This is a genomic window from Sneathia sanguinegens (assembly GCF_001517935.1).
In the GTDB taxonomy this organism is placed as follows: domain Bacteria; phylum Fusobacteriota; class Fusobacteriia; order Fusobacteriales; family Leptotrichiaceae; genus Sneathia; species Sneathia sanguinegens.
This window is the reverse complement of sequence record NZ_LOQF01000006.1, coordinates 16526-29662: the sequence shown is the minus strand read 5'-3', so window position 1 is coordinate 29662 and position 13137 is coordinate 16526. Positions and strand designations below refer to the sequence as shown.

The 13137-nt window shown below is 28.5% G+C and carries 9 protein-coding genes; 6 read left to right on the top strand and 3 right to left on the bottom strand.

Going from position 1 to position 13137, the window contains the following annotated elements; all coding sequences use genetic code 11:
- Window positions 1-16: 16 nt before the first annotated feature.
- From AWT65_RS03600 to AWT65_RS03575, 6 genes are all read left to right on the top strand, one after another.
- Window positions 17-889: a carbohydrate ABC transporter permease gene (locus tag AWT65_RS03600; RefSeq protein WP_066729449.1), complete on the top strand. Its 873-nt coding sequence runs from the start codon at window positions 17-19 to the stop codon at window positions 887-889.
- Window positions 889-1701, top strand: coding sequence for a carbohydrate ABC transporter permease (locus AWT65_RS03595; RefSeq protein ID WP_066729447.1), 813 nt, complete (start codon window positions 889-891; stop codon window positions 1699-1701). The genes AWT65_RS03600 and AWT65_RS03595 overlap by 1 nt, the downstream gene beginning before the upstream one ends.
- Window positions 1702-1793: 92 nt before the next feature.
- Window positions 1794-2561 (top strand): LCP family protein, encoded by a 768-nt coding sequence (locus tag AWT65_RS03590; protein ID WP_066729445.1) that lies wholly within the window; start codon window positions 1794-1796, stop codon window positions 2559-2561.
- An 11-nt stretch (window positions 2562-2572) separates the two neighbouring features.
- The gene (locus AWT65_RS03585; protein WP_198142946.1) at window positions 2573-3373 is read left to right on the top strand and encodes a Cof-type HAD-IIB family hydrolase; all 801 of its coding nucleotides are present in this window, start codon (window positions 2573-2575) and stop codon (window positions 3371-3373) included.
- Between the two features lie 294 nt (window positions 3374-3667).
- A complete protein-coding gene (locus AWT65_RS06740) occupies window positions 3668-6484 on the top strand; it encodes a YadA-like family protein (RefSeq protein ID WP_066729443.1) in 2817 nt (938 codons plus the stop codon).
- Between the two features lie 227 nt (window positions 6485-6711).
- Window positions 6712-9423 (top strand): YadA family autotransporter adhesin, encoded by a 2712-nt coding sequence (locus tag AWT65_RS03575; protein WP_066729442.1) that lies wholly within the window; start codon window positions 6712-6714, stop codon window positions 9421-9423.
- A gap of 44 nt (window positions 9424-9467) precedes the next feature.
- Here AWT65_RS03575 and AWT65_RS03570 read toward each other — a convergent pair whose 3' ends face one another.
- The 3 genes from AWT65_RS03570 to AWT65_RS03560 form a co-directional block, all read right to left on the bottom strand.
- Complete coding sequence (locus AWT65_RS03570; RefSeq protein ID WP_066729441.1) at window positions 9468-10943, bottom strand: DUF1846 domain-containing protein; 1476 nt, start codon at window positions 10941-10943, stop codon at window positions 9468-9470.
- Between the two features lie 121 nt (window positions 10944-11064).
- Window positions 11065-11958, bottom strand: coding sequence for an EamA family transporter (locus AWT65_RS03565; protein ID WP_066729439.1), 894 nt, complete (start codon window positions 11956-11958; stop codon window positions 11065-11067).
- 20 nt (window positions 11959-11978) lie between these two features.
- Window positions 11979-13136 (bottom strand): MFS transporter, encoded by a 1158-nt coding sequence (locus tag AWT65_RS03560; RefSeq protein ID WP_083497813.1) that lies wholly within the window; start codon window positions 13134-13136, stop codon window positions 11979-11981.
- Between the last annotated feature and the right edge of the window lies 1 nt (window position 13137).

The window sequence follows — 13137 nt, the reverse complement described above, 5'->3', positions numbered from 1 at the left end:
AATTTAGGAGGTAAAAATGAGAAAGTCAAAAAAGGTTAAAGATTTGTTTTTTTGGTTATTTTTGTCTCCTATTCTTTTAGCATTTTTATTTGTTATAGTAGTGCCACTATTTTATGGAATATATTACTCATTTACAAATTGGAATGGAATAGGAACACCAGTATTCAAAGGATTTTCAAATTATGTAAAAATATTATCGGATATTGATTTTAGAAATTCTATATTTTTTACAGTTAAATTTGTTATAGCTTCAGTTATAATAATTAATATAACAGGTTTAACATTAGCCTTATTAGTTACTCAAGAAATAAAAGGAAAAACACTATTTAGGACTATATTTTTTATGCCTAATTTAATAGGTGGTTTAATCTTAGGATTTATATGGCAATTCGTATTTTTAGAAAGTTTTAATGCTATAGGTGAAGCAATAGGCTTTGAAGCATTAAAAGGTTGGCTTTCTACTACTAATACAGGATTTTGGGGATTAATTATACTAACTACTTGGCAAATGTCAGGTTATATTATGATAATATATATAGCCTATTTGGAAGGAGTCCCACAAGAATTAATTGAAGCAGCTAAAATTGATGGAGCTAATCCATTTCAAATTTTGTGGAATATAATATTTCCATTAGTTGCACCTGCTTTTACTGTTAGTATGTTTTTGACTTTGTCAAATTCATTTAAATTATATGATCAAAATTTATCACTAACAGGTGGAGCACCATTTAAATCAACACAAATGATAGCTATGAATATATATAATACAGCATTTTCTGATAATAAGATGGCTTATGCACAAAGTAAGGCTATTTTATTCTTCATAGTTGTTGCTACAATTTCTTTGATACAAGTTTATTATAATAAGAAAAGGGAGGTTGAGCTATAATGAAAAAAGGTAAAATAGTTTTATCTCTTATAGGAAGCATGCTTTGTTTGCTATGGTTGGTACCATTTTATTTGATGATAGTTAATTCATTTAAGACTAAGAAAGAAATATTTGTTTCTCCAATAAATATGCCAAAAAGTTTAAATTTTACAAACTATATCCAAGCAGCGAATAATTTGAGATTTTTAAAAACTTTCTTTAATTCAATTTTAATTACAGTATTTAGTATAGTAGTTATTATTGTCTTTTCATCAATGGCAGCTTATGCCTTGGCAAGGGTAAAATCAAAGGTAAGTAAAATAATATTCTTTATATTTGTTTCTGCTATGCTTATACCGTTTCAAGCAGTTATGATACCATTAATTTCAATTTTTGGTAAGGCACATATGTTAAATAGAGTTGGTTTAATATTTATGTATCTAGGATTTGGTTCAAGCCTATCTATCTTTCTATATCATGGAAGTATTAGTGCTTTACCACAATCTTTAGATGAGGCTGCTATTATAGACGGTTGTAATAGATTTCAAGTATTTTGGTATGTAATATTTCCAATACTTAAACCAATAACAGTAACAGTTGCGATTTTGAATACTATTTGGATATGGAATGACTATTTATTACCATCACTTGTAGTAAATCAAGATGGGAAACAAACTATACCACTTAGAATGTTTTTCTTTTTTGGAGAATATACAAAGCAATGGCATTTAGCCTTGGCAGGTTTAACTTTGGCGATAATACCAGTTATAGTTTTCTATATCATTGCACAAAAGCATATTATTAAAGGAGTTACACAAGGTTCAGTAAAATAAATAATGCAAGGGAAGTGAAAGCTTCCTTTTTGCTTGAAAAAATATTCTATAAGTTGTAAAATAAATAATATATCAAATCGAGGTGGGCATTTTTGAAAAAGAAGATATTATTGTTAATATTAGTACTTTGTTTAGGTTGGGCACTTTTACCATACAATATTTTAATACTAGGTAGTGACACAAGAAGTGAAAATTTGAAGGGGTCAAGAACAGATGGTATAATTTTGGTTAAGGTTATGCCATATATGGGAACTATAAAGATGGTATCTATACCTAGAGATTCATATGTTGAAATATATGGTAAAGATAAGTATGATAAAATAACACATGCCTTTGCTATAGGTGGTACTGATGAAAGTATGGAAACAATTGAAACATTTTTGAATACAAAGATTAACTACAATGTAATATTCAAGTTTGAAGACATTGTAAATATTACAAATATTCTAGATGGAGTAGATATAGTCTCTAATCATACCTTTGTTCAAGATGGCTTTAAATTTATAAAAGGTCAAAAATATACTGTTAAAGGTGAACAAGCCTTGGCATATGCAAGACATAGAAAAACAGATAGTGATTTTAAAAGAGGAGAAAGACAAAGACAACTTATGAAAAGCATAATATATAAGATGGTTAGTCCTAGTGGAATTAAAAAAGTTCCAGAAATATTAGCTTATTCAAAAACACATATGAATTTGTCATATAATCCACTAAAAATAATTCCTTCTTTGTTAGGTTTAATAAATATAAAGCAATATGAAGTTAAGGGAAGTTCAATGAGAAAAAATGGAATCTATTACTTCGTTCCAAGTGAAGAAAGCATACAAGAAATACGGGATAATTTTAAAATATATTTTTAATGGAGGTTTTAATGTATAAAATAATAGCTACAGATATGGATGGGACTCTACTTAATAGTAGAAATTTGATATCTAATGAAAATAGGGAGGCAATAATAAAGGCTCAAGAAAAAGGGTGCAAAATTGTACTTGCAAGTGGAAGACCTATTGCAGCTATGAAAATATTTGAAAAAGAATTAAAATTAGCTGAATATGAAAGCTATTTAATTGGTTTTAATGGTGGTCAAATTATAGATTGTAAAACTAGAGAAACAGTGTTTTCATTAGGCTTAAAAGAAAATGATATTAGATATTTATTTGAAAAAGCAGAAGAATATGGTGTAAATGTTTTAACATATAATGGTGGAACTATTTTAGCAAAATATGATGATGAATTTGCTAGAATAGAAGCAAGATATACAAATTTTCCAATAAAGGTTATACAATCTTTAGATGAATTAGATTATACAAAGACAATAAAGTGTATGTTTGTTGCAGAACCAGTAAAAATACGAGAATGTTTGGAAAAATTAAAAAAAGAAAGAAAAGATAAGTATTTTATGTCAATATCCGATCCACATTTTTTGGAAATTTGCGATATTAATGTAAATAAAGGAACAGCTATTAAAAAGTTATGTGAAAAGTTGAATATAGACCTAAAATATTTAATAACTTGTGGTGATTCATATAACGATAAAGAGATGTTAGAAATATCAGGCTTATCAGTTGCGGCTGCTAATGCAAATGAAGATATAAAGAAGCTTTGTACTTATACTTCGGTTACGAATGATGAACATATTTTAAAGGATGTAATAGATAAATTTATTATATAAAAGAAATAGAGACGAGTTCTCTATTTTTTTATTAAAAAATAAAGAATTTTTAATTTTTTACAATAATCACAAACTAAACATGACAAATTGTAAATAAATTTATTACGATGTAGTATAAACTGTATATTAATAAGTGTAAAAAAATTTTAATCAAATAATCAAAAAAAGTCATATATATTTTTTTCTGCACCAAAAAATTAAAAAAAATTTAAAATTATGAAAAAAAACATTGACAAAATATGCGGTGGGGGGTAGTATAAGATAGAAATAAAACTATATAATTTGGAGGAAAAAATGAAAAAATTAGAAAAATGTATTAAGACGAATTTAAAGAAAAAAATTTCAATAAACAAAGCACTCATAATTTTATTTATGATTACTGGAAGTTTTTCAATGTCCGCACAAGGGGACTATATTATCAAAAGAAATGCAATAGGTGAAAATAGTTTTGCAAAAAATGGATATGTACTAGGTGATAATTCAATAGTTGGAAGTAAAGATAAAGATAATGCACAACAAATAAAGGATATTCTTAAAGAATTAAAAAAATTAAATGATGAAAAAAAAGTACTAGAAGATAAATTAAGAAATTCAAGTGATACAGAAGAACAAGCAAAATTAAGAATTAAAATTTCTGAAAAGGAATTAGAAATAACAAAGAAAGAAAATGAACTATTAGGTACAGTTCCAAAAGGTGGTAATAATAGCTACACTATAGGGAACGAAACAACAACATTAGGAGACAATACCTTTACAATAGGAGATAAGTCATTTTCAAAAGGAGATGGAACTTACTCAATAGGTAATGAAAATGAAGTATATGGTGATTCAAATCAAGTGCATGGTAATAAAAATAAGGTATATGGAAATGAAAATATATCATTTGGTGTAAATAATAAGATAGGTACAGAAGATAATAATGTAGAAAAAAATATTGTTTTAGGTAGTAATATAACAATAAATGGAGTTAATAATGCAATAGTATTCGGAGATAGTAGTACACCAATAACAAATGCAGTATCAATTGGTTCTGAAAAACATGAAAGACAAATAAAATTTGTTAAAGAAGGTACAGATGATACAGATGCAGTAAATGTAGCACAATTAAAGAAGGCATCACCTTACTATATTTGGAAGAATTTGACAGAAAATAAGAATAAACCTGATAACGAAGAAACTAAAAAAGAATTTTTAGCTTCATTAAAAGGACCTAAAGGAGATAAAGGAGAAAGAGGACTAGAAGGAAAACAAGGAGCTAAAGGTGAACGAGGAGAAAAAGGAAAAGATGGAGTAGATGGTAAATCTGTAAAAATAATAAGTACTAAGGAAGATGAAAATAAAAATACAATAATAAAATTTAGTGATGGAAATGAAGTGACAATTAATAAGGGAGCTAAAGGAGACAGAGGAGAAAAAGGAGAAGCAGGACCTGCAGGACCACAAGGACCTCAAGGACAACCTGGTGCAAAAGGGGAACCAGGACCTGTAGGACCAAAAGGTGATCAAGGACCAACAGGGCCACAAGGACCACAAGGAGAACCTGGTAAAAAAGGAGAACCAGGACCTGCAGGACCAACAGGACCACAAGGACCTCAAGGACAACCTGGTGAAAAAGGAGAAACAGGACCTGTAGGACCAAAAGGTGATAAAGGAGATCCAGGTCAACAAGGACCTCAAGGAGAACCTGGTAAAAAAGGAGAAACAGGACCTGCAGGACCAACAGGACCACAAGGACAACCTGGTGCAAAAGGGGAACCAGGACCTGTAGGACCAAAAGGTGATAAAGGACCAACAGGGCCACAAGGACCACAAGGAGAACCTGGTAAAAAAGGAGAAACAGGACCACAAGGACAACCTGGTGCAAAAGGGGAACCAGGACCTGTAGGACCAAAAGGTGATCAAGGACCAACAGGACCACAAGGACAACCTGGTGAAAAAGGAGAACCAGGACCTAAAGGTGATACAGGTCAACAAGGTCCACAAGGACCAGTAGGACCAACAGGACCACAAGGACAAAAAGGAGAAACAGGACCAGCAGGACCACAAGGACAACCTGGTGAAAAAGGAGAAGCAGGACCTAAAGGTGATAAAGGAGATCCAGGTAAAGATGCCAAAATAAAATCAACTACTGAAGATGCTTTGGGTAATACAATAATAGAATTTGAAGATGGACATTCTATTACACTAAGTGCAGGTGGTAAAGGTGATAGTACTTTTGCATATTATAAAAAAGGAGAGGTTAGTTCTACTTCTAGATTGATTCGTGGTAAAGATAATAAGTTCTATACTGAAGAAATGCTAAAAGATGCAAAATATAATGGTAATAAATATATTGATAAGAATGGATCAGAAGTACCAGGTGGTTTAGATCCTAAAGATGTATTTATTAAAGCGTTACCAGAAGAAAATAGTATGGTATTATCTAATATAGGTAATGGAAAAATAGAAAAAGATTCAACAGATGCCATAAATGGAAGCCAATTATTTGAAAAATTAAATGGTAAATTGGATTTAGATGGTTCTAATTTAGATGATAAATCAAAAGAAGCTTTAATTAAAAAATTATCAGATGGCGCAGATATAGAAAAGCCTAAAAATATTTTGGTTACTGATAGTCAAGTTAAGGACTATTTAGACAAGTTTAAAAATGGTGAAGCTATGAATAATATGAAAGCAGATATTAATAAAGCAAATTCAAAAGCAGATTTAGCTATAGGTGGAGTTGCAAACGCAATAGCAATGTCTAATTTGCCACAAGTAACAAGTTATGGAAAATATAATCATATGGTAACAGCAGCGATGGGTAATTTTGCAGGACAAAGTGCATTTGCTATTGGAATAAGTGGTACAAATAATAATAGAAGAATAGTGTATAAACTATCTGGAGCAGTTAATACAAAGGGATCATTAGCAGTAGGTGCTGGTATTGGTGTTATGCTTGGGGAAAAACATGACTTTGAAATTGAAAAACCAAGTGAAATAAAAGCAAAATTAATTCAATCTGAAAAAGAAAGAAATGCTATGAAGCAAAAACTAGAAGAACAATCTGCTCAAATTAAAGAATTAAATGAAAAATTAGAAATATTGTTAAATAATATGGTCAAAAGATAAGAAATGATGCACCTATTTATAGTAGGTGCATTTTTTTTGTTAATAAATATTTATATGGCAATATAAATGTAATGTTTAATTTAAGTTAATAATTGAAAATAAAATTGAATATAAATACACTATATTTCATATAATATGTAAAAAAATAGCAAAAAAATAGTTGACAAAATATGCAAAGTGGGGGTAGTATAATACTTGGCAAATATGAAATATAATTTGGAGGTAAAATGAATAAGTTAGAAAAAAGTATTAAGGCTAATTTTAAGAAAAAAATTGCAATAAATAAGGCAATCATAATTTTATTCATGATTACTGGAGGTATTGCAGTATTTGGAGATAATGTAAATGTCTCAATAATTGGAGAAGATCATGGATTAGAAATAGGAGATAATTCAAGAGCTCGTGGAAAAGGAAGTATTGCTACAAGTGAAAATGGTATAGCAACAGGAAAAGGTGCTGTAGCTACAGGTGGTGATAATACAAGTAAAGAAGATATAGAGAGAAAACTACAAGAAAATCAAGCAAAATTAAATGAAATAAGCGAAGTAGAAAAGAAAGGTGTAGAAATCACAAATAAGATAAGTGATTTACAAAAAAGAGAACAAGATGTAATACAAGCAGGTATTAGAGTAGAACAAATAAGAAATGCGAAGGCTAATGCAGAAAGAGAAGCTGAAAGATTAAGAAATGCCTGGCAAACAGAAGTTGACGGAAGTGAAGAATTTTTCAAGAACTATCAAGCTAAAATAGATGATTTAAATTCAAGACTTACCGGAATAGGAGAATTAGGGAATATAGAAACTTCAGGAGAATCAGATGAAACAGCTGAGAAATTTAAACAAAAGGTAGAACAAGGTACTACCTTAAATTTAAGTAAAGAGTTCTATAAAGACTATATAACTAGTTATTATAAGGCACTTGGTGATTTGAGAATGAATAAAATATTAAGTAATTGTATATATGGGTCTACTAATTTACCAAATGGCAAAATAAATAATATATATAATAAAATTGAAGCAAATTTTTTAAAGAGAGATTTAAAAGATATAGTTATATATTGTAGGAGTATTTATGATGAAAGTATGCCAATTAGTTATGACACTTTATCTTATAGTAATGCAATGAATTGTGATGCATATTATAGATATTTAGGCAATTACAGTATAAGTGGTGAAATTGGAATTGTTAATAATTCAGAATATATGTATAATGGTAAACCAGTAACAACAGTAAAAGATATTAATGTAGATATAACTAATCAAACAGATTATGATCTATGGAAGAGTGCTAAAGATGATTGGAAAAATCAAATATATGATGTTAATAAAAGAATTGGAAATGAATTTGTTGGTAAATTTGACACTTTAACTAATGGAAAATCTACAATTTTATTCAATATGGTAACTGATATGAAATTTGAATTGGTTGATTTAGATTATGAAATAACACATGACCAATGGGAATATGAACAAACACATGATGTTACATGGCTAGATAAGAAAAGAGAATGCATAAATAAAAGACAGCAAAAATTAGATACGAATATAGAAGTAATAAAAGCAAAGTATAAGGAATTATTTGGTGAAGAATTAGAGAATACCGGTGAATTATTATCTAAAATTTGTGATAAGTTTATAAATGAATGGAGAAAAGAAAATATAGATGATGTTTTAAATAAGAATAAGATAACAACAGAAAAATTAACTAATGAATTAGAACAAGCTTTAGGAGTAAATAAGAACGCTATAAAAGAAAGACAAGAAAAAATAGATAGAATGAAATCTGAATATGAACAAGCAGAGAGAAATGCTAAAGGAATAAATCCTAGTGAACAAGATTTAATTTTATCAAGGGAATATGAACAAGTAAAAGCTGAAATAGAACAAATGACTAATACATTAAAAGAAAATAAAGAAAGATTAAAGGCACTAAAAGATGCTCTAACCTTATATGATTTAAGAAATTTGGGAAAGGATAATATAGCTTATGGTACTGATACCTTAGCTGTTGGTGATAATGCAATAGCAATGGGTAAAGGAACTAAAACAGTTGGAGAAAATAGTATTTCATTCGGTGTTGATTTATTAACAACAGGGAAAAATAATACAAATATTGGTCAATTATCACAAGTAACAGGCGAAATGAATCAAGTTATGGGATATAATAATAAGGTTAAGGGTAATCAAAACTTAGTATTTGGAAGTAACGTAACAATAGATGGTATTAATAATGCAATAGTGTTTGGAGATAGTAGTACACCAGTAACAAATGCAGTTTCAATCGGTAATAGTAATACTCAAAGACAAATAAAATTTGTTGCAGAAGGTAAAGACGATACTGATGCAGTAAATGTTAAACAATTAAAAGATGAAATAGATAAAATTAAATTGAAAGCTGGAGAACCAGGAAAACCAGGAAAAAATGGTAAGAGTGCTTATGATATATGGGCAACATCAGATAAAGCTGTTGAATATGCAGATAAACATGGTAAGAGTTTAGATAAATTAACAGTATCTGATTTCCTAGATTCATTAAAAGGCGAAAATGGTAAAGATGCTCAAATGAGTAAAGAAATGAAAAAACAAATTGAAAATATGGATAAGAAAACAGATATGGCATTAAGTGGTATAGCTAATTGTATGGCTATGTCTAGTTTAACACAAAATGTATCAAGTTCAGCAGGACTTTCAGCAGCATATGGTACTTATGGTTCAGAACATGCTGTAGCTATAGGTTTGAGTGGTATAACAAAGAATAGAAGATTAACATATAGATTAAATGGAACTGTAAATACTAAAGGAAACTTAGGTCTTGGTTTAGGTATAGGAGTTGTTTTTGGGGAAATTTATGATAGTAGTGTACAACAAAAAGAAATTGAAGCATTGAAAAAAGAAAATAAAGAGATTAAGGAACTTCTTATGAAATTGCTTAAGAAATAATTATCGGACATAAAAATATGCCTTGCAAAGCAAGGCATTTTTTATTAATAATATAGCTTATCTGTAGCAAATACAGGATCAGCTGTTACATCAATTTCAAGTTTTGTAAATAATTGTTCTAGCTTAGTTGGTAAAATAGTTGTTGAATGAGCTTGAGCATGTTTTAATTTTGGTAACATTTGTAATGCAAGAGCAGCACTAGGATTAGTAGTAGCTGAAATTGAAAGAGCAATTAAGACTTCTTCAACAGTTAAAATTGCATTTACATAAGCTAGATTTTCCTTTTTTAATTTTAAAATAGGAGTTAGTACAGCGGGAGCAATTAAATGTAAATTTTCATCAATATTTGCTAAATATTTTATTGCATTTAATATTGCAGAGGCTGCAGCTTCCATAATTTCAGTAGTTCTACCTGTAATTATTTTTCCATTATCTAATTCAATTGCCATTGAAGGGAAACCAGATTTTTCAGCTTTTTCCCTTGCTGGAATTACACAAGGTCTATCAGTTTCTTTTAAATTAAGTTCTTCCATTATCATTTTTGCTCTATTTGAAACATCAAGATCTACATATCCCTTTTTATATTCACAGGCAGTTTTAAACATTCTACGAATAATTTCATCACATGAAGCTTTTTTAACTACTTCATCGTCAATGATACCAGTCGCAAGTCTATTTACACCCATATCTGTAGGTGACTTATAAATAGCATAACCCTTTATTTTTTCAATTATTCTTTTTAAAATAGGGAAAGCTTCAATATCTCTATTGTAATTAACAGCATTTATTCCATAGGCATTCAAGTGGAATGTATCTATCATATTAACATCTTTTAAGTCAACTGTAGCTGCTTCATAAGCTATATTTAAAGGATGTTTAAGTGGTAAATTCCAAACTGGGAAAGTTTCGAATTTAGCATATCCAACATTAACACCATGTTTATGTTCATTATATAGTTGTGCCAAACAAGTTGCTAATTTACCTGAACCAGGACCTGGGGCAGTAACAACTACAATAGGTTTTGTAGTTTTAATATATGGTCTTTGACCAAAACCTTCTTCACTAACGATAACATCAATATCATTAGGATATCCCATAGTTGGTTCAAAGATATATACTTTTATACCACGACTTTCCAATTTTTGTTTAAAAATTTTTGCTGAGGGTTGTCCAGTATATCTTGTAATAACGACACTATTAACTTGTAAATCATTTGCATGTAAATCGTCAATTATACGTAAAACTTCAAGATCATAAGTGATACCTAGGTCACCTCTTAATTTATTCCGTTCAATATCTCCAGAATAAACACAGATAATAACTTCTAATTTATCCTTAAGTTTATGTAAAAGTTCTACTTTAGCATCTTTTTTAAAGCCAGGTAAAACCCTTTTTGCATGTAAATCAGAAAATAATTTTCCTCCAAATTCAATATAAAGTTTGTCGTACTCATTAACTCTTTCCAAAATGTACTTAGATTGTTCTGTAAGATATTTTTCGTGATCAAATCCAATTTTCATTTTTTTTCTCCTTCTACTTTGCTAATATAGCTTAGCATTTTTGAAAAAAATTGTAAAGTTTGAGGATAAAGAAATAAAAAAAAGATTCTTAACTTTCTTAATAAAGTAAGAATCTAAATTATTAATCTTTTGTAGTAGATGTAACTACAAATATTGAAAATATTATAATAAGTATTCCAATAAATTGGTACAAACCAAAATGTTCATGCATAAATATTATGGAAACTAATAAAGAAACAATAGGTTCAGCTACACTAAGCATACAAGTAAGCTTAGGATTAATATATCTTGAACTTTCTATTAATAAATAGAAAGGAATAACTGTTCCTATAGTCAAGACCATAATAAATGAGAATAATATATTAGAATGACTAAGACAGCTAATTGAAATTTTAAAATTTGTTATAGGTAATATGAAAATTGAACCAAATAACATACCATAAGCCATTAAAAATGAAGTAGGCCATGAGAAAAAATTTTTTGCATAGACTATATAAAAGGCATAACCAAAGGCTGTAATAAGTCCCCAATAAATTGCATTAACTTGGACAGATAAACTGTTTAATTTTCCATTTGTTACTACAAAGAAAACACCTATTAGTATGAAAAAAGTACAAATAATTTCATTTAGTTGAGGTTTTTTCCTATATTTAAAACAAATATATAGTATAACTAATATAGGCGAACCAAATTGCATTAGAGTTGCAAAAGGAGCAGAACTGTATTTTATAGTTGCATAAAATGGTAATTGTACTCCAAGCATACCGAAAAATGAGTAAATAATAAGCTGTATAAAGCGTTTTTTGTTATTTATCATATCGAAAGCCTTAATTGGTTCATCTTTTATAAAACCTAGAATAAAGAAAATAATACTAGCTATAAACATTCTGAAAAAAACTAATGAACTATAGTCAATATTTGAATTTTTAAAGATATATCCTGTGAAATTGCCCCCGATTCCCCATAAAGTAGAACTAATTGTTGCTAAAAATATACCTAAAAATTTTTTGTTCAAAATAACACCTCATTTCAAAATTAACTTTTTTTAGTATTAGTTGTGATAAATAAAGTTCCTATAAATGTAATTATAAAGCAAGAAGCTAAGAAGTAAAATATAGATAAACTTTGGAAAATATATGCACTGATATAATTTCCTAGAATTCCACCTAAAGTAATGCCAATTCCTAAATATGCTTGAGCCTTTGTAACATCTTTTTTATCTAATACTGTAGATATGTAATAAAGTGATACTGGTAAGTATAAGGCAAAACCAAATATTTGAAAGAATTGTGCAAAATAAATTATACTAATACTTTTAAATAAAGTTCCAAGCATGATAAAAAAACATTTAGTTGTAAAACCTATAGCTGATATAGCAAATAGGAAATTATAACTGAATTTTTTATGTAGATAGGGTACTGCAGTCATTACAGGAAACTCAATTATTGATGAAAGCATATAGCAGACACCAACTTCATAAGTTCCACAATTAATATATTCCATAATATTTTTTAAATATGTATTCAAGGCAGAATGTGTGTAGAATAATAAGGTACAGCCTAAAAGAATATAGCAAAAACTTTTATTTTTCTTATAAAATTCTTTAAAAGAAGTAGTTTCATTTTCTAAATTATTATTAGAAATAGTTTTATTTTCTAAATTTTTAAATGAGTACACTACAAGTAATAGAGCAAATGAAGTAATAAAGCAAAAAGCAGGTAGAAAATTCAAACTTTTTTTTGAGAAAAAGCCTAAAGTTAGTGAAACAACTGCATAGGTAACAGAACCCATACCTCTTGCAAAACCAAAATTAACTTTATATCCTTCATCAATGTATTCGAAAATAAAGGGATACATAAAAGTTTGAATACTCATAATACAACCTAAAGCTATTACGTAGCATAAAAATAAAATAAAAGTATTGTTACTAATAAGTATTATCAATAAAGACAATATTGTTAAATATGTCAATAACAATATAGATTTTTTTACTGTGAATTTTTTATACTTTTCTATACAATTAGTAATATATGGTTGTGAAATAACTGAAAAAATTGAAGATAAGGTTATAAGTAAACCTATCTGTGTTATGGAAAAATTTTTTGAACTTAAAAAAGGATTTGCAAAAGCAAATAAAGCACAAAAGCAGGCAAAAAATAGAGCCTGCATAAGTAAATATTTAAATGTTTTCATA